Here is a 22942-nt window from a genome sequence, read left to right as displayed (position 1 = left end):
GGTAAAAGGCATCTCTCGCCGCGATCCCGATCCGCCCCGGCCACAGGAGCGGGTCGACAGGCGCTCTCTTCGCTCGATGGCCCGCGCCTTGCGAAGGCGTCGGGGCATGAACACAGCGAAACTCTTCCTCATGATGTCTCTCTCGGTCGCGGCCGCGGCCTGCGATAGAGCGGAAGGCACGCCTCGCTCGGACGACAATAAAGCGACGGTGCCGGGTGAGGTCGCCCAGCGGGCGAACAACCCCACGCCGGCGGCGGCCGACAACACGGACAAGAACGATCGCGACCGCGATCCCGCCGCGCTGACCCCCGGGGATCAGGGCGAGAACGAGGCCGATCGCACGATCACGCAGAAGATCCGGCAGGCGGTTGTGGCGAACGATACGCTGTCGATGAACGCCAAGAACGTCAAGATCATCACCAACGGGCAAGTCGTCACGCTGCGCGGCCCGGTGAAGAGCGACAAGGAGAAGGCTGACATCGCCGCGATCGCACAAGGGATCCCCGGCGTGCAGCGGGTCGACAACCAGCTCGAAGTGGACGTGGACTGAACCAGTCCAAACGGAACCAGTCCGAAAGGGATGACACCATGGCAACGAAGAAAGCGGTCCTGGGCCTCGTGAGCACGCTCGCTCAGGCAGACATCATCGTCGGTGAGCTACAGCGCGCCGGCTTCATGAGCAGCGACATCTCGGCGCTCTTCCCCGACAAGCATGGGACTCGGGACTTCGCGCACGAGAAGAACACGAAGGCGCCCGAGGGCGCGACGGCCGGCGCGAGCGCGGGCGGCGCGATCGGCGGGACCATCGGCCTGCTCGCCGGCATCGGCGCGCTCGCCATCCCCGGGCTCGGGCCGTTCATCGCGGCCGGCCCGATCATGGCCGCGCTGAGCGGCGCGGCGGCCGGCGCAGCGGTCGGCGGCGTGACCGGCGCGCTCATCGGCCTCGGCATCCCCGAGGTGGAGGCCAAGCAGTACGAGGGCAAGATCAAGGGCGGCAACATCCTGATCTCGGTCCACGTCGAGAACAGCAACGAGCGCTCGCTGGCCAAGCAGGTCCTCGAGCGCGGCGGAGCGACCGACATCGCGGTCCTCACCGAAGAGGGCATCTCGTCGAAGGACAAGGCGCTCGCCTGAGCGTGCCCCGCACCACGTGACCAAAGAGCGACTGCTCGCCCGGCGCCCGGCCCCCCCGGTGGCGTCAGGCGGGCAGCCGCTCGAGGTCGATCTCGTCGGACGACCGGATATCGGCCTTGAGGAAGCGCTGCATCTGGCGCAGCGCATACGCGTTGTCCTCCTCGCCCTCCGAAGCCACGCAGTCCGAGGGGACGATCAGCCGGTAATCCCGCATGTAGGCGTCGTTCGCCGTGAACAGGACGCAGATGTTCCCCGCCATGCCGGTGAGGAGGAGCGTCTGCACGCCGAGGGACTCGAGCAGGATCTCGAGCGTGGTGCCGTAGAAGCCCGAGTGCTTGGGCTTCAACACGAAATAATCGTCCTCTGCAGGCCGCAGCAGCGCCGCGATCTCCCGGCCGCGGACGCCCTCCGCGAGGCAGTGCTCGATCTGCCGGTGGAAGTTGGACTGCCATCGACCGAAGTTGTCGTTCACGTAGACCGCGGGGATGCCGGCGTCCCGACACCGCTGCTTGAGCGCCCGGATGCGGTGCGCCATCGGCAGCGCGTGGGCGAGCAGCCGGTCGCCTTCCGGGAATTCCAGGTCGTTGATGACGTCGATGAGGAGCAGCGCCGTCCGGCTGTCGTCCGGCGCAGCTCCGTGCAGGTCGTGGGTCCGCCGCGGCATGTCGCCTGTTCGTATACAACGAACCCGGACGAGCGGGGCAGCAATCGTCACGCCGCCCAGCCCGCTGTGGCGAAACGCGACGTCGCTCCAGGACGCACGGCTGAAACGGCCGGATAGGACCGTCGGCCGCCGGCTTGCATTGCTCTCCGGTCACACACCTCGAACGGACCTCTGGCGGGACCAGGGTGGAAGGAGAGCGCATGCCGCGCAGCATCTGGAAAGGGAGTATCAGCTTCGGGCTCGTGCAGATCCCGGTGGCCCTCTACCCTGCAGAGGAGCCCAACGAGCTCCACTTCACGCAGCTCGACAAGCGGAACATGACCCCGATCCGCTACGAGCGCGTGAACCGGGAGACGGGCGAGCCGGTGAGCTGGGACGATATCGTCCGTGGCTATCCGTACGAGAAGGGCGAGTATGTCGTGATGTCCGACGAGGACCTGCGCCGCGCGAACGTCGAGGCGACGCAGACCGTGGACATCCTCGATTTCGTGGACGAGGCCGACATCGACCCGATGTACTACGACAAGCCGTATTACCTCGCCCCGGCGTCACAGAACAGCAAGAAGAAATCCCCCGTGACGGCGTACGTGCTCCTGCGCGAGGCGCTGCGGAAGACGGGGAAGGTCGGGATCGCGAAGGTCGTGATCCGGACGCGCGAGCACCTCGCCGCGGTGAGGCCGCACGGCCGCGCGCTCGTGCTGAACCTGCTCCGGTTCGCGCACGAGCTCCGCACCGACGAGGAGCTCGATCTGCCCGAGATGGACGCCGAGGGGAAGGGCCTCGGCAAGCGGGAGCTCGAGATGGCAGAGCGGCTCGTGGCCGAGATGTCCACCGCGTGGAAGCCGGAGAAATACAAGGATGAGTACCGCGACGACGTGATGAAGCTCATCGAGAAGAAGGTGAAATCCGGCCAGACAACGACCCCCGCGGAGGCCTCCGAGGACGAGGACCGCCCCCGCGAACCAGGCACGGTCGACCTCATCGCGCTGCTCAAGAAGAGCCTCGGCGAGAAGGGCGGGAAGGCCGCGAACGACGACAAGGGGTCGAGCGACGCCCGCCCGAAGGTGCGCAGGACGGACACCCCGAAGAAGAAGAGCGGCTCGCGCCGGGCCGCATGACGCCGCGCGCCTCGCGGCTCCCCGGGTCGGCGCGGCGGCCGGCCGCGCTGACCCGGATCGATCAGGATGGTATATCGAGCTCATGCGCCCCAAGTACCCCTCGGATGTCACCGCCGCATTTCTGGAGCTGGAGGGGCAATCCCAGCTCGCGGGGCATCCGATCGTCTTGAGGCCCAGGGCCGCCGCCGGCGCGCCTGTCCTGTCCGAGGCCGTCCTCACGCAGCTCATCGAGACGATGTTCTTCGCGTCCATGGCGACCGAGGAGGGGCGCCTGAACCCGGTCGGGCTCGTCTTCACCGGGAGCCTGGCCGATTTCGAGTCCGAGGGGCCCGCCTGGGATCTCGTGCGGTTCGGGTCCACGGTGCCGTTCGACGTGGAGCACGTGGCCAACCTGGCCTCGGCGTGCGCGTGGCCGCGCTCCTTCCTCTCCGTGGTGCCGCACGACGGGTCGCTCGTCGTCGCCGGCATCGCGACGCCGCACAGCCGGCAGTCGTTCGACATCGACCAGCTCGTGCGCGTCGTGGTCCCGAAGCCCGGGGTCGTGGCCGTGTACCGCGGCGAATGGGAGGTCGTCCGCTACGAGCGCGGCGCTTTGCGGACGTGGATGCCCAAGCACCGCCCGCAGCTCGACTCGATCGAGAGGACAGTCTTCCGCGATCAAACGACGCCGATCGTCCGCCACGTGCGCAACAACCTCCTGCGCATGGTCGAGGCGATGGTCGAGCTGGGGCGCGGAGGGCTCCTCGCCATCCTGGGGCCGGGAGAGGGCCTGCAGCAGCTCTTCGGCGAGGAGGGGAATCCGTTCGACACCGAGGTCAAGCGGCTGGATCCCGCCCTGTGCCTCGGGACCGCCATCCTGGAGATCGCCGACGCCCACCGGAGCTATCCGCCGGACGAGCCGCGGCAGGCGCCCGGGAAGGCGCCGGCGGCGCGCGCCCCGGACCGGCCGTTGCCGGGCGCCGACCGCGTCCACCGCCTGCTCGACCTGATCGTCCGGCTGACGACAGTCGACGGAGCGGTGGTGATGAGCCACACGCTCGACGTGCTCGCGTTCGGCGCGAAGCTGCCCCCGCCGAAGGGGATCATCTCCGAGATCTTCGCCGCGACGCCCGACCAGCGGATGGACGCGAGCTGGTCGCTCGACGCGCGGGGCACCCGCCACCGCGCGGCCGCGGCGTTCGTGGCGGGGTATCCGGAGCGGATCGCCTTCATCGTCTCCCAGGACGGGCTCGCGGCCACGTTCCAGGAGATCGAGGGCAAGGTCGTTTACTGGCCCCTGTGACGGCGCTTCGGGGCCTCGCGCTGCGGCGCGGGGCGCCCCTGTCGAGGGCATCCCCGCGCCGGGCGCCGCGCGTGCGGGGGCGCGGGAGCAGCCTGCCGGCGCGCCGCGCCGATCAGAGGTGGCGCAAGATCAGCGCCGGCATCTCGTCGATGGGCGCGTCGGCCACGGCGAGCCCGGCCTCGTGGACGCGGCGGGGCATGCCATAGACGACGCAGGACGACTCGGCCTCTGCGAGGATCCTCCCGCCCACCTTGTGGATCTCGCGGGAGCCCACCAGGCCGTCGTCGCCCATGCCCGTCAGCACGACGGCGAGGACGCCCGAGCCGATCGCGGCCGCCGCGCTCGAGAAGAGCAGATCGACCGACGGACAATAAAGCGAGGTGCTGGACGCCTGCGCGAAATGCACGCTGGCGCGCTCCAGGTGCCGCCGGACCTCGAGGTGCTGCCCCCCGCGCGCGATGACAGCGCGCCCGGGCCGGAGCTCGAGGTTGTTCGACGCCTCGACGACAGAGATCGCGCTCGCCTCGTCCAGGCGGCGCGCCAGCGACTCGGTGTACCCGGCGGGGATGTGCAGCGCGACGACGACGGGGACCGGGAGCTCGGCGGGCAGCGCCGTGAGGAGCCGCGTCAGCGCCTGGGGGCCGCCTGTCGACGCGCCGACGACGATGAGCCGGGTGCGCGCCGGCACCGGGATCAGGGCGGGCGGCGGGGGCGCGGCCTGCAGGCGAGGCTCCGCCGAAGGTCGCCTCGCCACGGCCGCGGCGAGCACCTTGCGGACGAGCTCGTCCGATAGCTCGAACAGGCGATCGGTCGCGAGCGACGTCGGCTTCTCGACGATCTCGATCGCGCCCTGCTGGAGCGCCCTGACGCCGAGCTCGCTGTCCGCCTCGGCGTTGCTGACCACGACCACCCGCGGCGCGCCCACGCGCGGCAGCGACCCGAGCACGCCGATGCCGTCGAGGTTCGGCATCACCAGATCCAGGGTGATGACGTCCGGCTTGTAGCGCGCGATCTTCTCCAGCGCGTCCAGGCCGTCCATGGCCGTGTCGACGACCTCGATCGAGGGGCTCGCGCCAAGGACCTGCCGCAGGACCTTGCGCACGAACGCAGAGTCGTCGACAACGAGCACGCGGACAGGGGGGGTCTTCATCGCTCCGTCTTCCGGTAAATGAACACGCCGCCCCGCTCCTCGCACGAGAGCGCGGTCCCGAGGCGCAGCAGCGACTCGGAGACCCCGACCAGGAGGGCCCCGCCCGCGCCGAGCGCCCGCGAGAGGTTGCTGACCACCCACCGCGCCGTGTTGTCGTGGAAGTAGATGAGCACGTTGCGGCAGGCGATGACGTCGAAGCTCCCGAGCGACGCGACCTCGGCCGCGTCGAGCAGGTTGATCCGCCGCCAGTCGATCGCCCTCTGGACCTCGGCGCTCACGGTGACGCGATCGGGCGCCGCCTGGAGCCAGCGGCCGGCGAACGCGGGCGGCGGGGCGTTGCTCCGGATCGAGCGCGGCCCGAACGCGCCGGCCCGGGCCCGCGCGAGTACCCGCGCGCTGACGTCGCTCGCGACGAGCTCGACCTTGTCGAGCAGGCCCCGCTCCGCCAGGAGCATCGCGATCGTGAGCGGCTCCTCGCCGGTCGCGCAGGCCGCCGACCAGATCCGCGGCCGCCCCCCCGCCGCCACCCGCGGCGCGACGAACTCCGCGATCGCGACCTCGAGCTGCGGGAGCTCGCGGAAGAAGTACGTCTCGTTCACGACGAGCGCGTCGATCAGCGCGTCGACCTCGGCCGCGCCCCCCGGGTCGTAGCGGAGGAAGTAGTAGTAATCGAGCAGCGAGTCGAACCCGGCCTCGATGGCGCGCACCGAGAGCTTGTCGCCGAGCAGCTCGCGATCGCCGGCGTCGTAGTGGATCCCGATCTTCTCGGCGATGAGCGCGCTGAAGATCGCGAAGACCTGCGGGGAGATGGGGAGGCGGCTCGTCATGACCACGGCGTCATGCCCACTGCGAGAGGACGGAGGCGGACACGCGCCGCACCTCGGGATCCGGATCGGTCCGCGAGGCCAGCTCGACCGCCGCGAACGCCTCCCGCGTGGCCACGGCGGCGAGCGTCGTGGCCGCCGCCTTGCGCGCCGGGGCGCGCGGCAGCTTGAGCGCCGCGAGGAGCGCGGCGTGCGCCTCGGGCAGCCGCATCCGCGCGAGCGCCGCGGTCAGGAGGGGCGAGAGCTCGTCGTCCGCCGTCGCCAGCGCCTCGAGGATCCCCTCGACGCGGCCGGGCACGGGCGTGGACAGCGCGGCGAGCAGCGGGGCCGATGCCCGCGTCGTCACGAGCAGCGCGATGAGGCTCCTCGTCGCCTCGATCCCGGGCCGCCCCGCGATGAAGCTTGTCGCCGTCGCGCGCACGCTCTCGTCGACGTCGGCCGCGGCGCGCACGAGCGCGGGCAGGACCTCGCGGGACGAGAAGCCGGAGACGGACGAGACGCCGACCAGCCGCGTCGCCACGTCCGGCGACGCGAGCGCGCCGAGCAGCGTCGGCAGCGACTCCTCCCGCCCGGCGATGCCGAGCCCGATCAGCGCCGAGCGCCGCATGTCCGTGTCGCTCTCGCGGGCGGCCTCCTCGAGCGCGGCGAGCGCCAGGTCGCCCTTGATGCCCGACAGCGCCTCGACCGCCGCCACGCGCACCTGGCCGCTCTCGTCCCGGAGCCGCGCGGCGATCGCCCCGGCCGCCGCCTCCCAGCCGAGCTTCCCCAGCGACTGGCAGGCGTAGTAGCGGACCCAGGCGTCCTCGTCGCGGAGCCCGCGGAGGAGCGCCTCGATCACGAGCGCGTCGCGCCGCGACGACTGCCCGATCGCCCGCATCGCCACGGCGCGCACCCGCGCGGAGGGGTCGGCCGCCACGCCGACGAGCGCCTCGATCGCCGTCGGCTCCGCGAAGCAGGCGAGGCCGTGGATCGCCCGCTCGCGCAGCCGCATGTCGGGATCGCGGAGGCCCTCGACGAAGAGCGGCAGCGCCGACGCGGGCGCGAAGTAGGCGAGGATCCGGAGCGCCGCGCGCCGCGCGGCGGGCGATCCGTCGCGCGCCGCCGAGAGCGCGAGCGCCTCGACCTCCGCGCCGCCGAGGCACTGGATCGCCGCCATCGCGGCGTGGGCCACGCGGGGGTTCGGGTCGTCGAGGACCGGGAACAGCGCGGCCGCCGCGCGCGGCTCCGCGATGCGCCCGAGCGCGTCGCACGCCGCCGCGCGGACCTCCGGGTCCGGATCGGCGAGGCAGCGCGCGACGTCGTCCGCGGCCGCGCCGCCGCGCACGAGCGGCAGGAGCAGGAGCCTGCGCGCGCTGTCGCCGTCGCGCAGCGCGGCGAGCACCCGGGAGTCCGCGCTGCGGGAGAGCCGGCAGAGCGCGTCGGCCGCGGCGCTCGCCACGGGGGCCTCGGCGTCGAGCAGGCGGGTCAGATCGAGCAGGACGTCCTCGCCCCCGATCGCGCCGAGCACGCCGCAGATCATCGCCTGCTCGCCCGTGTCCGCCCCCGCGAGGCTGTGCGAGAGCCGCCGCGCCGCGCCCGGCGCCGGGACCTCGCCCCGGAGCGCCTCGTCGATCGGCTCGACCGTCCCGTAGCGCTCGCGGTACCGCTCGCGCAGCTCGGCGAGCGCCACCGCGGCGACGCGCGCGACAGCGTCGCTCGGGCGCGCGAGGAGGCGCATCAGCGGCGACACCGCGCTCCGGCTGCCGGTGCGGCCGAGCGCCCGCGCCGCCTCGAGGACGTACCGCGGATCGTCGAGCAGGACCGACAGCGGCTCGATCGCGCGCGGATCGCCGCTCCGGCCCAGCACGTCGATCGCCGGGAAGACACGAAAGAAATTTCCGCTGGTGACGGCGTCCACGAGCGAGTCGACAGCGGCCCTGCCGCCGACGCGGCCGAGCGCCTCGATCGCGGCGACCGCGACGTTGTCGTCCGCGTGCGACGTGAGCTCCGCGAGCCGGGAGACGGCCCTGGCGCTGGCGCGGCGGCCGAGGATCTGCGCCGCGTCGGCGACGATGGCCGGGCGGGGATCCCGGGTCAGCTCGAGCACGGGCCCGTCGACGTCGCCGAGCGACGCGACGAGCGCGTCGACGGCGGCGGCGATGCGCGCCTCGCTCTCGCGCCGCGCGCTCAGGCATCCGCAGAGCGGCTGGACCGCCGCGTCGCCGAGCGCGGCGAGCGACGCGATGACGGCCCGCCGCACCGTCCAGCTCGGATCGGCCAGCATCTCGATGAGCGCGGGCACCCCGGCGCCCCCGGACGCGGCGAGGCGATCGACCTGCTCGACGCGCTGCCGCTCCGGCTCCGAGATGGCGAGCGGGGGCCGCCGCAGGTTCATGCGGTCTCCGGCGGCGCGTGGGGCTGCTTCCCGTTCGCCCTGAGGTGCGCGATCGCGGCGGAGACGCCCGCGATCGCGTCGACGTGCGCGCTGTTCGCGTGCCGGATCTTGCCGACCTGCTCCAGCACGTAGCCGGCGTCGGTGGCGACCGCGCCGGAGTCCCTCGCGTGCCTGGCCACGGCGGCGAGCAGCTCGCGCATCGGGTCGCGCAGCCGGGCGATCGAGGCGGCGTGCTGCTCGCTCCGGGCCGCCTGCTCCGAGGCCGCCCTGGCGATGTCCCGCAGCGCCGACGCGTGGCGGCCCGCGCCCGAGCCGAGCGCGGCGACGGACTCCACCTGGTCGGTCACGGCCCGCGCGGTCTGCTTGGCGATGCGGCGCACCGCCTCCCCTTCCTTCACGAGCGCCGACGTCGCCTTGCTCTGGTCCGCCGCCGCGGCGGTCACCGACGCCGCGAGCCGCGCCACCTGGCGGGCCGAGGCCTCGAGCTGCTTCGCGGCCCGCGCCTGCTCGCCGATCCCCCGCGCGGACTGGGCCGACATCTTGCGGACGTCATCCATCGTGCGCGCCACCTCGGCAGCGCCGCCCGCCTGCTCCGCGAGGCCCGCGACCATCCGCTGCGCCGCGCTGGCGGCGTCCTGCGTGAGCGCCGTGATGCTCGTCAGGGCGCGCATCTGCTCGGCCATGGCGCTGCTTGTCTGGCTGGTCAGCGCGCGCATCTGCGCCGCGACCTTCGCGAGCTGGGCCGCCCCCGTCGCCTGCTCCTCCATCGCCCGCGACACCCGCTCGGCGCTCTGGGTGAGCTGCGCGTTGACCCTCACGGCGTCGCGCAGCGCGTGCGCCTGCTCGGCCGTCGCCTCCTTGGTCTGCCGGGCCATGCGGCGCATCTCGGTGCTGCCCTGCGCGAGCGCCTGGACCGCCCTTGTCTGCTCGGCCGCGGAGCGCGCGATCGCCTTGCCCTCGTCGCTCATGCGCGCCGCGGTCTGGGTCAGCGAGCCGACCGCCTGCACCTGCTCGGCGTTCGCCCGATCGATGTCGCGGATCGAGCGGCCGAGCTCCTCGACGCCCTGCAGGATCGTCGCGAGCGCCCGCTCGGCGTCGCTCGCGAGCCGGGTGCCCTCGTCCGCGACCTTCACGCCGTCGGTCGACGCGGCGACAGCCTCCCGGGCGCTCGTCTGGAGCGCGCGGACGATCTTGGCGATCTCGGCGCTCGAGACGGCGGCCCGGTCCGCCAGGTTCCGGATCTCCTCGGCGACGACGGCGAAGCCGCGGCCGTGCTCCCCAGCGCGCGCGGCCTCGATGCTCGCGTTGAGCGACAGGAGGTTCGTGCGATCGGCGATCAGGTTGATGGTCTGGACGATGTCGCCGATCTCCTCGGCGCGCTTGCCCATCTCCTTCATGACCGACGCGGAGTCGACCATCGCCTGCCGGATGCTGCCGAGGCCGGCGATGGACCGGCCCACCGTCGACGCGCCCTCGCGGGCGGTCGCGACGCCCTGCTCCGCTGTCGTGCGCGCGGTCTCGACGATGGCGACGATCCGCCGCGTGGAGGCCTCGACCTGCGACGAGGCCGAGGCGTTGCCGGCGGCGAGGCCGTTGATCTGCTCGGCGCTCTGCGCGACCTGCTGCGCGGTCCGCGCGAGCTCCTCGGCGGCGACAGCGTTCGCCTCGATGGTCGCCGCGTTCTTCTCGGCCGTGGCCGCGACCTCCTCGACCGAGCTCGCGATCTCCGTGATCGTGCTCGTGGTCGCCGAGGCGCTCGAGTCGAGGGCCCGCGCGCTCTCCGCCACCCCGCGGATCGACCGCGCCATCTGCTCGGCGGTCGCGGCGGTCTCCTCGACCGCGCTCGCCATCTCGGTTGTGTCCTTCGCGACGCGGTTGAGGGAGCCCGTCACGCCCGTGGCGGCGCCGGCGATGGTCGTGATCTGCCCGCCCACGTCCCTGGCGTCGGTCGAGAGGCGGCTGATGCCCTTCGACATCTCCTCGATCGTGGCCGCGATCTCCTCGAGCGACGCGGCGCTGCTCGCGCCGCGGCTCGCCGCCTCGTCGGCGGCCCCGCTCGTGACCGAGACCGAGGTGAGGAGCTCCTCGCTCGAGGACGCGAGCTCCTCCGCGCTGGTGCTCACCGCCTTCACCGAGCGGGCGATCTCCTCGAGCGCCGCCGCGGTGGCCTCCGTGGACTCGGCGAGCGCGTCGGCGTCGCCCTTCACGGCGGAGAGCGCGGGCGACAGCGCGCCGAGCCCGCTCGCCGTCGCCTCGATGCCCTGCGCGACCTCGCCGACGGCGTCGCTGATCCGCTGCCCCGACCGGGCGAGCGCCTGCGCCGCCGCCCCCGCCTCCTCGATCTCGCCCGCGAGCGCCCCGACCGAGGCCCCCCGCTCCTTGCCGGCGGCGGCGTGCTCGGCGCCGAGGGCGGCGATCCGCGCGGCCGCCTGCTCGACGCCGGCCGCGGTCGTCACCGCCTGGCGCAGCGCGCGCTCGGACTGCTCCGCCTGCGCGAGCGCCCCGTCGATGTCCGCGATTGCCTCACCTGCCATGATCTTGCTCCTCACCGATGACCTTGCCGACGTCGACGAGCATGACGAGCCGCTTGCCGAGCTTCGCGACCGCCCTCACGAAGCCGGAGCTCTCCTCCGTCATCACCTCGGGAGGCGGGCGGAGCTCGTCGGCGGCGATGTTGACGACCTCGCGGGCGCTGTCGACCAGCAGGCCCACGGTGCGGCCTCCGCTCTGGACCACGATGACGCGCGAGTCCAGCGTGGGCTCGATCGTCGGCAGCCCGAAGCGCGCGCGCAGATCGACGACGGGCACGACGCGGCCGCGGATCTGGATGAGCCCGCCGACGTAGGGGCGCGTCCCCGGCACGCGCGTCGCCCCGGTGAACGACTCCATGTGAAGCACGTCCGCCGCGGAGATGGCGTACTCGGTGTCCGCCACCTTGAGGACCACGTGCAGGCCGCTCATGAGGCCACCCGCGCGAGGGCCGCCTGGCCGCCGTGGCCCGAGGAGAGGCGACCGCTGAGCGTCACGAGGTCGAGGACGAGCGTGGGGCGGCCGTCGCCGAGATCCGTCGAGCCGCTCACGCCCGGCACCTTGACGAGCGGGTCCTCGAGCGGCCGCACGACGACCTCCTGCTGGCCGAGGACGCGGGTCACGCCGAACGCGAACGGCGCGCCGCTGCGCCGCACGACGAGCGCCCTGCTCGCGCCGAGGGGCCCGAGCTCGAAGAGGGCGCCGAGGTCGATGAGCGGCACGACCTCGCCGCGGCGCTCGATCAACTCGGTACCGCCCCGGGCGCGGCCCGGGGCTGGCAGCTCGGTACCGCCCCGGGCGCGGCCCGGGGCTGGCAGCTCCGTAGCGCCCTGGGCGCGGCCCGGGGCTGGGCCGCGGAAGAGACGGGCAGGGTCGATCTCCATGACCTCCTCGACGGCCGCGACCGGCGTCACGAACGCCTGGTCACCGCACAGGAACGAGAAGGCGTCGACGATGGTGAGCGTAAGCGGGATCCTCAGCGTGAAGGTGGTGCCGGCGCTGCGCGCCGTGCTCACGGAGAGCTCGCCGCCGAGCTGCTCCACGGCGATGCGCCGGACGATATCCATCCCGAGCCCGCGGCCGCTTGTCTTCGTCGCCTGGTCGAGCGTCGACAGCCCGGGCAGCGTGATGAGATCGAGCAGCGCCGCGTCGGTCTCGGGCGCGGGGCGGCCGGCGCGCCGCGCCACCAGCGCGCGGTCGATGCCGCGACCGTCATCGGCGACGCAGAGCTCGAGCTGGTTGTTCGAGCGCTCGAAGCAGGAGACCCGGATCACGCCCTCCTCGGGCTTGCCGAGCCGCCGCCGCTCGGCCGGCGGCTCGATCGCGTGATCGACGGCGTTGCGGAGCAGGTGCACGATCGCCGGGAAGATGCGCTCCGCCACGGCCTTGTCGAGCTCCGCCTTGCCGGCGTCGATCTCGATCCGGACCTCCTTGCCCGTGGTGCGGCCGAGGCCGCGCACGACAAGCGGCACGCGCTCGAGGAGCTCGGTCACCGAGATCATGCGCGCGCGCATGATGGCGCCGCGCAGGTCCCGGAGCTGTCGGTCGTGCTCGCGGAGGATCTCCGCGAGATCGCGGACGTCCACCCCGCGGGCGCGCAGGCCCGCGGCCGCGCGGGCGAGCCGGAACCGCGTGACGACGAGCGCCGACAGCTTGTCGAGGGCGTCGTCGAGGCGCGCCACCTCGACGCGCACGACGCCGCGGAGCTGGGGCTCCCGCTCCGCCGGCTCGTCGTGCTCCTGCTCGAACGGGTCGGCGACGGCCAGCGGGACCGGGGTCGACACAGTGAGCGAGCGGACGCCGTCGGCGGCCGCCGCCCGCGCGAGCTCCTCGTCCGGGGCGCTCGTGAGCACGAGCAGCGCGAACGCGATGCCGCCCGGCGCCCCGTCGCTCGCCGGCACCGAGAGCGGGATGACCTTGACGATCTCGGCGATCTTGCCGACGCGCTCGCGGACGCTCGTGATGTTGATCCCCTCGGCTGTGCGCGCCGGCGACGGGACGAAGTCGACCCGCAGCGCGCGCCGCCCGCCCGCCACGCCCTGCGCGAGCTGCATCCGCTCGCTCGACCCGAGCTTCGCCAGGATCTCGGGCTCGACGCTGATCGTCGGCGGGGGCGGACGCGGCGCGGCGGCGACATCAAGCGAGGAGAGCGCGTCGAGGAGCGCGGGCGCGGCCGGCGGCACCGGCTGCTTGTTCGCGAGCGCCCGGGTCCGCTCCTCGATGGCCCGGAGCCCGCGGACGAGCACCTCGATGGACGGGGCGGAGAGCCGCCCCGCGGCCCGATCCGCCGCCCGGAGCACGGTCTCCATGCCGTGGGCGATGTCCACGATCGGCTCCACGCCGACCATGGCGGAGAGGCCCTTGATCGTGTGGAGAGAGCGGAACAGCTCCCGGATCACCTTCGGGTTCGACTCGCCGGTCCGGACGGCGGCCTCGGCGGCGAGGAGGTTCGCGGTCGACGCGGACAGGTGCTCTTCCACCTCGACGAGGTAGCCGGCCACGAACTCGTTGACGTCGAGCGCGTCGCTCATCCTGCGTTCGCGGCGCGGTTCTCCAGCAGCGACCGCACGCTCGCCAGGATGGCGTCGGGCGTGAACGGCTTCGTCATGAACTCGGAGGCCCCCGCGCCGAGCGCCCGGGCGCGGGACTCCTCATCACCCCGGGTGGTCACCACCAGAATCGGCAGGCTCCGCAGCTTGTCCTGGCCCCGGATGAACTCGATCACCTCGATTCCCCCGATGTCGGGCATATTCAGATCGAGGACCACGAGATCGAACGGCCTCAGCGAGAGCGTCTCTATCGCCTCGAGCCCGCTCGCTGCGTGCGCGAACGTGAACTGATCGGCCCGCAAGCAGGCCACCACCATCTCACGCATCACTCTGCTGTCATCGACGACGAGGATCTCTGCCACAGCGCTGCTCGATCGAGGGAATAACCGGCGTGTACGCTAGGTGTCAATTGAACACCAGAGCGTCCTTCAAAGAATCAGGGATCTCCCGTCGGACGCGTCCCGAAAATCGGGTTCGGGGCTCGATCAGCGGCGCCGGCGCTGTGCGCTGTGCGGGGGCGCGGGGTCACGCGCTGCGCTGTAAACGCTGACCACCGGCGCACGCGCGCGGATGCGGATGAGGGGCGCCTTCGGCGGGCGTAGGGGCTTGCGTCGCCCCGACATGTCGATCAGATGAGACTGGGCGGTAACGACTCGCGAAGGCCCAACGCCGCTACGCGCCGCGGTCGATCCTGGAGAGCGGCCCCTCCGGGGAGCGGAGTCTCACGGCCCCTGCTGCTCCTGGAGAACCATGAACCGGCCAACAACGATGGACTTCCTGATCGCCGACGCGCTGCGAGACGCGAGCGCCGCGCGGCGCACCACGGCCGCGGCGGGGCCAGGCGCCGCGCAGGGGGCCCAGGAGCCTCCGCCGAGCGAGCACGCGGCGCGCGCGATCGTCTGGATCGTCGACGACTCGCCGCTGGAGGCGGAGATGGCGGCGCGCGCCCTCGCCGCGCGGTACGAGGTCCAGGTCTTCACGGACGGCGCGGTGATGCTCGAGCGCATGTGGGCGAGCGATCTCCCGGACGTCCTCGTGCTCGACCAGGTGATGCCGGGGATGTCCGGCACCGAGATCTGCACGCTCCTCCGGTCGTGCGCGGCCACGATCGGGCTCCCGATCCTCATCCTGACCGTGGCCGGGCAGGAGCAGGACCTCGTGGAGGGCCTCGCCGCGGGCGCCGACGACTACGTGGTGAAGCCGTGCCCCGCGGCCGCCCTCTCGGCGCGCGTCGGGGCGCTCGTCCGCTCGAAGCGGCTCCGCGAGCGGGCCGAGCGGGCCGAGCAGGTCGCGGCGGTGGAGCGCGATCTGCTGCGCGCGCTCATCGAGCAGAGCGGCGACGGCATCATGGCGATGGACGAACGCGGGGTGATCCGCATCTGCAACCAGGAGGCCCAGCGGCAGCACGGCGTGACCGAGCGCGACGCCGTCGTCGGCGCGGAGTCGATCAACGCGTACGAGCTGCTGTCGCTGGACGGGCGGCCGCTGCCCCTCGAGGAGCGCCCGCTGCGCCGCGCGCTCCGGGGCGAGAAGGTCGAGAACGCGCGCTGGCTGGTGGCGCGCCCGGACGGCTCGATCCGCGCGCTCGCCGGCACCGCGTCGCCGCTGCGGCGCCCCGACGGATCGCCGGCGGGCGCCGTCCTGATCGCGCGCGACGAGACCGACGCGCTCGAGGCGGAGCGGGCCCTCCGGGCCAGCGAGGAGCGCTACCGCGGGATCATCAGCGCGCTCGAGGAGGGCATCACGCTCCAGGACGAGGGCGGGATCATCCGCACAGCGAACGCGAGCGCCGAGCGGATCCTCGGGCGGCCCGCGGAGCAGATCGTCGGGTCGAAGACGCTGGGCGGCTCGAGCAGCGCCGTAGGCGAGGACGGCACGCCGATCCTCCTCGAGATGTATCCGTCGCAGATCGCGCTCCGGACCGGCGAGCCCCAGTCGGGCGTCGTGCTCGGCATCGAGCGCCCGGGCGGCGCTGTGCTGTGGCTCTCGGTGAACGCGCAGCCGCTCCGCGGCCTGGACGGGTCGATCGTCGGCGTCGTCTCGTCGTTCTTCGACATCACAGCGCAGAAGCGGGCCGAAGAGGAGCGGAGAGCCCTGCTCGCCGCGACGCAGGCGGCGCGCCGCGAGGCCGAGGCCGCGAGTCACCTGAAGGACGAGTTCCTGGCGACGATGAGCCACGAGCTCCGCACGCCGCTCACGGCCGTCCTCGGCTGGGTCCGGATGCTGCGCACGGGCAACCTCGCCGAAGACCGGCGCGAGAGGGCGCTGGAGACGGTGGAGCGCAACGCGCTGGCGCAGGCGCAGCTCGTCGACGATCTGCTCGACATCTCGCGCATCATGGCGGGCAAGCTCCGGCTCGACGTGCAGCCGGTCGAGCTCGCTGTCGTGATCGACGCCGCGCTCGAGGTGGTGCGGCCGGCCGCCGACGCGAAGGGGGTGCGCCTGGAGCCGGTCCTCGACCCCGGCGTGGGCCCGGTGGCGGGCGACGCGGGGCGGCTGCAGCAGGTCGTCTGGAACCTCCTCAGCAACGCGGTGAAGTTCACGTCGCGGGGCGGGGTCGTGAGCGTCCGGCTCGAGCGCGCCGAAGGGTCGGCGGGGATCGTGGTGTCCGACACAGGTCAGGGCATCGATCCCTCGTTCTTGCCCTACGTGTTCGAGCAGTTCCGGCAGGCCGAGAGCGGCACGACCCGCAAGCACGGGGGGCTCGGCCTCGGGCTGACGATCGTGAAGAGCCTGGTGGAGATGCACGGCGGCACGGCGCAGGCGCTGAGCGACGGGGAGGGCCGGGGCGCGACGTTCATCGTGCGGCTGCCGCTCGCGGCGCCGCACGATCGCGCGGGTGACCGCGGGAGGCCGGGGCTGAGCGGGCTGTCGGGCGAGAGCGACCGTCCGCCGGAGCTCAGGGACCTCAACGTGCTCGTGGTGGACGACGAGGACGACACGCGCGAGCTCCTCGTCACGATGCTCGAGCAGTGCGGCGCGCGCGTGACGGCCGTGTCGTCGACGGCCGAGGCGCTGCTCGCGCTGAAGGCGCTGCAGCCTGACGTGCTCATCTCCGACATCGCGATGCCCGGGGAGGACGGCTACGCGCTCATCCGCAAGATCCGCGCGCTCCCGGCGAAGAGCGGCGGGCGGACGCCGGCTGTCGCGCTCACGGCGTACGCGCGCACGGAGGACCGCACGCGGGCGTTGCGGGCCGGGTTCAACACGCATGTGCCCAAGCCCATCGAGCAGGCGGAGCTGCTCGCGGTGCTCGCGAACATCTCCAGGGCGAGAGAAGAGACGTAGGTGTTGCCGGGCAGCCCGGCACGACATCACGGTCAGACATCGACCCATCCCCTCCAGCCGCCCTCGCGTTTGCTGGAGCTTCCTCACGCGCGCGAGATCGCCCAGGGGAGATCACGTCCGCTCGCCCCGGTCCTGAGGTTGGAAGAACGACTGGATTCTCCAGCGCTCCGATCCGCAGGGCGCGGACTGTCCCCTGGCTGGCGGCAACAGAGGAGAGTAACGGTGAAGAAGAACACCCTTTTCACGGGCCTACCGTCTTCACCTCATCAGGTCAGACATCGGCGCGCCGAGGACGACTCACTCCCTCCGGCAAGTCCGCTCGATGGTGTCCATCAGCTTGAGGAGGTCGAACGGCTTGCTGATGATCGCGTCGGCGTCGATGCCGGCGCGATCCGTCCCGCCGCGGGCGGTCATCACCACGATGGGCATGGAGGCGAGCGCCGGATCGCGCTTCTGCTCGGCGCGGAACTGGAAGCCATCCATCACCGGCATCATCAGGTCGAGCAGGACCAGCGCGATCGACGAGGGATCGCCGCGCAGGTAATCGAGGGCCTCGAGCCCGTTCGCGACGGACGCGACCGAGTAGCCTTCCTCCTCCAGGAGCTCGCTCAACGTCCGGCGAATCGCGGCGTCGTCATCGACGATCAAGATGCGCTTGCAAGGGGGGCTCATCGTCATGCGGGGTCGCTCCATTCCGATACGGCAGGGGCGGGGCGGGAGCCCGCAGAGCGCACCGTACCCGGGCGCCTCAGGCCGGCAGGCCGCGCCGGCTCGAGGCGCCTGGGCCGGCGAGCGGAAGGTGAACCTTGAAGGTCGAGCCCTCGCCGAGGACTGAGCTCACCTCGATCGAGCCGTCCAGCGCCTCGACCACCTGCCTGGAAATGTACAGCCCCATGCCGAGACCACCATAGTTCCGCGCGGATACCGCGCGCTCGAAGCGGCCGAAGACCCGGTCGATGTGCTCGGGCGCGATCCCGATGCCGTGGTCCGCGATCGTCAGCGTGGTCGTCGAGGACGTCGAGGTCACCGCGATGTCGATGGGCTTTCCCTGGCCGTACTTGAGCGCGTTCGAGACGAGGTTGTCGACGACCTGCTCGAGCCGGACCCGATCCCACTGCCCGGCGGCGTCGTCGTCCGCGCTCACCGCGATCCGGGAGCCCGACTCGACGAGCTCGCTGCCCTCGTGGCAGCGGGACACCACCTGACGGACGATGTCCGACAGCCGGACAGGCTCCAGATCGAGGGCGAGGCGACCCGCGGCGATGCGGGAGACGTCGAGGAGATTGTCGACGAGCCGGCGCAGGCGCTCGCTCTGCCGGCGGACGAGCCCGAGGCGGCTCGTCAGCCACGAGAGGCGATCCCGGTCGCAGCAGAGCTCCGGCGCGCGGCGCATCAGGAGCTGGATCTGCAGCGAGAGCGGGGTGAGCGGCGTCTTCAGCTCGTGAGAGGCGATCGACAGGAACTCGTCCCGGAGGGCGATCGCGCGCTGGGCGTCGTTGTAGAGGCGCGCGTTGTCGACGGCGAGCGCGCAGCGGCGCGCCAGCTCCTCCGCGGCCGCGAGCTCCGCCGGGCCGTACCGGCGCCCGGACCGCGAGGCGATGAACGTCAGCGTCCCGAACGCCCGCTCCCGCGTCGCGAGCGGGACGCACATGAACGAGCGACCGCCGATCTCCCGGATCACCCGGAGGTGATCCTCGTCCTGCGCAATCGCGCGCATGTGCGCCTCGGTGAACGGATCGATGAGCACCGACCTCCGCTCCAGGAGCACCCTGGACTGCGCGTTATCGCGCGAGCCGTCGAGCGCGGGCGCGAAGCGCTTCGCCTCCTCGGCCAGGGCCGCCTGCGCGGGGTCCGCGCAGCCCACGCCCACCCGCCGCAAGCCGCCGCCCTCCTCCTCGTCCTGCTTCAGGTCGACGAGGCAGAAGTCGGCGAGGACGGACACCGCGAGCTGCGCCACCCGCGCGAGCGTCGTGGGATAATCCAGGGAATCGGCGAGCATCACGCTCGCCGCGTCCAGCAGGCGAGGCAGCTCCTGCGCGCGCTCCCGCTCCGCGGCCTCGGTCGCCGCCCGCCGCATCCGCGCCATCTCGAGCTGCGTCCGGACGCGGGCCAGGAGCTCGCGCGCGGAGAACGGCTTCACCAGGTAATCGTCCGCGCGCGCCTCGATGGCCTCGACGACCGCCTCCTCCCCCGCGCGCGCGGACACGAGCACCACGGGGATCATGCTCGTCCTCGGGTCCGCCCGGAGCTCGCGGAGGAGCGAGACGCCGTCGAGCCCGGGCATCATCACGTCGCTCACCACGAGGTCCGGCGGGCGCGCGAGCGCCGACGCGAGCGCCGAGCGCCCGTCGGCCACCGCCTCCACGCTCCACCGCCGCGCGAGGAGGTGGGCGAGGTACTCGCGCATGTCCGCGTTGTCGTCGGCGACGAGGATCCGGAGCTCGCCCTCCCGCGGGCACGCCTCTGGCTCGCCCCCGGTCCGCGCCCCCGCCGCCGGGTCCGCGGCCCGCGCGGGCAGGCCCCCGTCGTGGGCCCCGTCGCCGCGCGCGCGCGCCGGCCACCGGGACGGCTCGATCACGTGCAGGCGCACGCTCGACGTCGCTGTCGCTGTCGCGCAGCTCCCCGTCGCGGCGACGCGCTCCGGCGGCAGGTGCGCGCGGCCCCACGGGATCGACACGGTGAACGTGCTCCCCTGCCCCGGCTCGCTCGAGGCCCGCAGCGAGCCCCCGTGCACCTTGACGAGCTCCTGCACCAGCGAGAGCCCGATCCCCGTGCCCTCGATGCTCCGGCAACGCAGGCCGTGCACGCGATGGAACCGCTCGAAGATGCGCGGCAGCTCGTCCGCCGGGATCCCGGCGCCCGTGTCGCGCACGGACAGCTCGACGCCGTCCCGGTGCGGGCGCAGCGAGAGCGCGATCTGCCCCTCGAGCGTGAACTTGAACGCGTTCGATAGCAGGTTGGAGACGATCTTCTCCCACTGCGCGATGTCCACATAGACGGGCCCCGGCAGCGGCGGGCAGTCCACGACGAGCGCCAGGCCCGCGGCCTCCACCAGCGCGCGGAACGAGCCCGCGAGCTCCTCGGTGAGCTGGGCGAGATCGGTCAGCTCGAACCATGTGTCGAGGCGCCCCGCCTCGATGCGGGAGAAGTCGAGCAGCGTGTTCACGAGCCGGAGGAGCCGCAGGGCGCTCCGCTGCGCCGCCGCGAGGCCCTCGCCGGCGAGCGCCCTCGCCGGGCGGGACAGCGCGTCCTCGACGTGCCCGAGGATGAGGGTGAGCGGGGTGCGGAACTCGTGGCTCACGTTGGCCACGAACTCCGTCTTGAGCCGGTCGAGCGTCGCGAGCTCGTCCCTGTGCCGCGCGACCTCCCGCTCGAGCCGCCGCTGCTCGGTGACGTCCCGCCCCTCGGCGATCATGAAGACCACGTCGCCCTGCCGGTCCTTGACGGGGTTGATGTTGAAGTCGATCGTGATTCGCTCCTTGCCCTCTTTGCCCCCGATGATCTCCGCGTCATACCGGACGAACTCGCCGCGCGCCGCGCGCCGCACGGCGTCCTTCAGCCGCTCCTGGGCCTCCGGCGAGCCCCGCCACCAGGGGCAATCCCAGAATGGCACTCCGTGCACGTCTCTCCGCGACACGCCCGCGCCGTGGACCGACGGATAGTTCGACTCCCAGTTCGTCCCGTGAGCGTCGAGCAGGCCCCAGAACTGAAAGGCGCTGTTCATCGCGACCCGCGCCGCGAGGAGCCGCAGCAGCCCCGACTCGCGGCCAGGGCTCGCGCGCGCGATCTCCTGCTTCAGGAGCTCCGTGTCCCGGAGGAGGTGATCCTCGGAGTCGTCCACCGGTCCAACGCCGGTGAGATCTTCCAGACCCTGGACGAAGTCGCGCCCTTCTGATCCTTCCTGGCTCGACCGCTGTTTCATCCGTCCGCTCATCACGCCTTGCGGCCCCGCTCGACGCGGGAGACAGCTCATCCCGAGCGCTTAGTGAAGATCGTTGATCGCGCAAGGTCCGATCGGCCCGCCGCGAGGGCGCGGGGCTTTGTGGAGGGCGGGGCAGCGGCGCGCGGGCAGGCGGGGGCGAGGGGCGAGCCTCGGCTGGCCGGCGGCCTGCTGGACGGGCGGGCACGGCGCCGCGCTCTCTGGCCATCCTCAACGCGTTGACGACGGCGACGACGACGTTCGGGCAGGGCGACAACGTCGCCCACGCCATCCCGCTCGGCCGGCTGCGCGAGGTGATGAGGCGGTACGGGAGGCTCAGGGAACCGGAGCGAGAGGGGCGCGATCGTCGCGCAGCGCCTCGCGGCCGCCCTGCGCGCCCTCGCAACCCCCCTCCGGGCTAGCGCTTGCCGGCAGCAGCAGTCGCCGCGGGCTGCGCAGGCGGCGCGATGACGCGGAATTTGCCGCTCAAGTGCAGCAGGGACATCGTGTACAGCATGCCGTCATAATATCGCCACTTACCGGTAGGCGCCTCGCGTTGATACACGTCCTCGACGAAGCGCCAGGCCCGCGGGTGGGTGGCAGCCAGCGCCGCGACGCCGTTCATCGACACGAGCCCGAGCGAGTCGTGCTCGACGATCGGCTTGCCTTCGAGGGTGAAGTTCGCCTTGTACTTGGGGCCCTGCGCCTCGAAGAACGCGAGGAGCCGATCGCTCAGCTCGGTCTCCCGCGGGTCCTTCGCCCACCACGCCGCGTCCACCGACCAGTTCATCGCGGTGCGGAACGCGTCGTAGCGGAAGTTGGCGGTGCCTGCGTCCCACGAAGCCGCCTTGGGGGTACCATCGAAGTTGGCGTAATCCGGAGCGAGCCCTGTCTTCGGGTGGGTCGTCTTGACGAAGAAATCGCGGCTCACCTTGGCCGCCTCGGCCCAGAACGCGCGATCCGCCTCGGGGCCCCAGAGGGCCCAGAGCTCGTAAAACGCAGGCAGGTGATACGATGGATCTGTATGGTCGCCGTTCTTCGAGAAGTTGTCCGTGTCAGGCGTGAACCGCACCATCTTGTTCTCGGCGTTGAAGAGCGAGACAAGCGTGGTCTTGCGCTTGTCCGCGTTGACCGCCCCGGCGATCGACTTGCGGTTCTTCATCGCGTCGAGCAGGCCCATTGCCTCCTTCCGGTAGTCGTAAATGCCTTTGCCGTTTCCCCAGCGATGGGAGGCGAACAGCAACGCCGTGGCGAAATACTCCTCCGCGTCGGGAGCGGGGTTCTCATCGATGGCCGTGCCATCCGGGCGCATCTGCCAGGAGAAATACCCGAAGCCGGGGTGACGCGGCTCCGCATGAACCATGTGAGACTTCGCCCAGTTCCACAGAGCATCGAAGTCATCTTTCCGGTCGACCTGCACGGCGATCATCATGCCATAGGACATCCCCTCGGAGCGGACGTCACCATTGCCGATGTCCATGATGTATGCCTTGGGGCCGTTCGCGTTCTTGCCCGCCGCGAACAGGACGGCTTCCTCCTTGGGATCGCCGTGGAACAGCTGCGCATAGGCCTTCGCGATCTTGGCGTCGATCTCGTCGGGCTTGTGTCCCAGCTCGGCAAACAGGTTGCGATACTCCCCCGTGAAGTACGCTCCTTTGGCAGCAGGCCGGAGCGGCGGACCGAGGGGCGCAGGCTCCGCCGCCGGGGCCGTCTGCACCGCGCCGCTCTGATTCGAGCTGCCGCCCGGAGCGACGCTGCCGGGTTGATCCGTGGCGCTTGCCTGACCGGGAGATCCGACCTGGGTGCCCTGGTTGCTGGGCGCGCAGGCGATCACCGTGAGCGCGAACCATGACGATGCGACCGGAAACTTTATCATTCGCAAGTTCATCGCTGTCCTCATTGCCGAGCTCGGCATCCTATAGGAAACGGGCTACGTGTCAACATCGCTGAAGAGCCCACGTGTGTTATGCTCGCAAGTCGAGCCCTCCCGACCATCCTCGCGAGCGCCTCGGCAGAAGCGGCCAAGGTGCCTCGAAACGGCGGCTCCCCGTCTGTCGCATCGCGCGCCGAGGGACTCACGATACAGCACCGCGGCGCGAGTGACGCCCGCG

General features: G+C 72.2%; 16 protein-coding genes. 5 read left to right on the top strand and 11 right to left on the bottom strand.

Annotated features, from left to right (window positions below; all coding sequences use genetic code 11):
• Window positions 1-76 precede the first annotated feature (76 nt).
• Both WMF42_RS12925 and WMF42_RS12920 read left to right on the top strand, forming a co-directional pair.
• The gene (locus WMF42_RS12925) at window positions 77-550 is read left to right on the top strand and encodes a BON domain-containing protein (RefSeq protein WP_233561662.1); all 474 of its coding nucleotides are present in this window, start codon (window positions 77-79) and stop codon (window positions 548-550) included.
• Between the two features lie 38 nt (window positions 551-588).
• Window positions 589-1134 carry a hypothetical protein gene (locus WMF42_RS12920; RefSeq protein WP_061609021.1) on the top strand — a complete coding sequence of 182 codons (546 nt, stop codon included), beginning with the start codon at window positions 589-591 and terminating at the stop codon, window positions 1132-1134.
• Between the two features lie 64 nt (window positions 1135-1198).
• On the opposite strand, the gene WMF42_RS12915 is transcribed toward WMF42_RS12920, so the two are convergent.
• Window positions 1199-1798, bottom strand: coding sequence for a cysteine hydrolase family protein (locus WMF42_RS12915; protein ID WP_437692146.1), 600 nt, complete (start codon window positions 1796-1798; stop codon window positions 1199-1201).
• 200 nt (window positions 1799-1998) lie between these two features.
• Here WMF42_RS12915 and WMF42_RS12910 point away from each other — a divergent pair, with 200 nt between their 5' ends.
• Window positions 1999-2916 (top strand): Ku protein, encoded by a 918-nt coding sequence (locus WMF42_RS12910; protein ID WP_437692144.1) that lies wholly within the window; start codon window positions 1999-2001, stop codon window positions 2914-2916.
• Window positions 2917-2998: 82 nt separating this feature from the next.
• Entirely contained in the window at window positions 2999-4198 is a 1200-nt protein-coding gene (locus WMF42_RS12905; protein WP_061609018.1) for a putative sensor domain DACNV-containing protein, read from the top strand.
• Window positions 4199-4310: 112 nt separating this feature from the next.
• Here WMF42_RS12905 and cheB read toward each other — a convergent pair whose 3' ends face one another.
• Genes cheB through WMF42_RS12870 form a run of 7 tightly spaced genes read right to left on the bottom strand, consistent with a single transcriptional unit; the run spans window position 4311 to window position 13986 of the window.
• On the bottom strand, window positions 4311-5348 hold the full coding sequence (cheB, locus tag WMF42_RS12900) for a chemotaxis-specific protein-glutamate methyltransferase CheB (protein WP_437692142.1): 1038 nt from the start codon (window positions 5346-5348) through the stop codon (window positions 4311-4313).
• Window positions 5345-6175 carry a CheR family methyltransferase gene (locus WMF42_RS12895; RefSeq protein WP_061609016.1) on the bottom strand — a complete coding sequence of 277 codons (831 nt, stop codon included), beginning with the start codon at window positions 6173-6175 and terminating at the stop codon, window positions 5345-5347. Before WMF42_RS12895 ends, cheB begins: the two co-directional genes overlap by 4 nt.
• 10 nt (window positions 6176-6185) lie before the next feature.
• Complete coding sequence (locus WMF42_RS12890; protein ID WP_437692139.1) at window positions 6186-8546, bottom strand: HEAT repeat domain-containing protein; 2361 nt, start codon at window positions 8544-8546, stop codon at window positions 6186-6188.
• Complete coding sequence (locus WMF42_RS12885; protein ID WP_061609014.1) at window positions 8543-11080, bottom strand: methyl-accepting chemotaxis protein; 2538 nt, start codon at window positions 11078-11080, stop codon at window positions 8543-8545. Before WMF42_RS12885 ends, WMF42_RS12890 begins: the two co-directional genes overlap by 4 nt.
• Complete coding sequence (locus WMF42_RS12880) at window positions 11070-11507, bottom strand: chemotaxis protein CheW (RefSeq protein ID WP_061609013.1); 438 nt, start codon at window positions 11505-11507, stop codon at window positions 11070-11072. The genes WMF42_RS12885 and WMF42_RS12880 overlap by 11 nt, the downstream gene beginning before the upstream one ends.
• The gene (locus WMF42_RS12875; RefSeq protein ID WP_437692137.1) at window positions 11504-13606 is read right to left on the bottom strand and encodes a chemotaxis protein CheA; all 2103 of its coding nucleotides are present in this window, start codon (window positions 13604-13606) and stop codon (window positions 11504-11506) included. The genes WMF42_RS12880 and WMF42_RS12875 overlap by 4 nt, the downstream gene beginning before the upstream one ends.
• Window positions 13603-13986, bottom strand: a complete 384-nt coding sequence (locus tag WMF42_RS12870; RefSeq protein WP_061609011.1) for a response regulator — start codon at window positions 13984-13986, stop codon at window positions 13603-13605. Before WMF42_RS12870 ends, WMF42_RS12875 begins: the two co-directional genes overlap by 4 nt.
• A 388-nt stretch (window positions 13987-14374) precedes the next feature.
• Here WMF42_RS12870 and WMF42_RS12865 point away from each other — a divergent pair, with 388 nt between their 5' ends.
• Window positions 14375-16912, top strand: a complete 2538-nt coding sequence (locus WMF42_RS12865; RefSeq protein WP_233561661.1) for a hybrid sensor histidine kinase/response regulator — start codon at window positions 14375-14377, stop codon at window positions 16910-16912.
• A gap of 297 nt (window positions 16913-17209) precedes the next feature.
• Here WMF42_RS12865 and WMF42_RS12860 read toward each other — a convergent pair whose 3' ends face one another.
• From WMF42_RS12860 to WMF42_RS12850, 3 genes are all read right to left on the bottom strand, one after another.
• A complete protein-coding gene (locus WMF42_RS12860; protein ID WP_437692134.1) occupies window positions 17210-17590 on the bottom strand; it encodes a response regulator in 381 nt (126 codons plus the stop codon).
• Window positions 17591-17660: 70 nt separating this feature from the next.
• Complete coding sequence (locus WMF42_RS12855; RefSeq protein ID WP_437692132.1) at window positions 17661-20834, bottom strand: ATP-binding response regulator; 3174 nt, start codon at window positions 20832-20834, stop codon at window positions 17661-17663.
• Window positions 20835-21249: 415 nt separating this feature from the next.
• Window positions 21250-22719: a glycosyl hydrolase family 8 gene (locus WMF42_RS12850; RefSeq protein WP_437692130.1), complete on the bottom strand. Its 1470-nt coding sequence runs from the start codon at window positions 22717-22719 to the stop codon at window positions 21250-21252.
• Window positions 22720-22942 lie beyond the last annotated feature (223 nt).

Origin of the sequence: Sorangium sp. So ce176, assembly GCF_051519835.1 — a bacterium.
In the GTDB taxonomy this organism is placed as follows: Bacteria; Myxococcota_A; Polyangia; order Polyangiales; family Polyangiaceae; genus Sorangium; species Sorangium cellulosum_G.
Note: the sequence above shows the minus strand (reverse complement) of the source record. Positions and strands in the feature narration are given on the sequence as shown.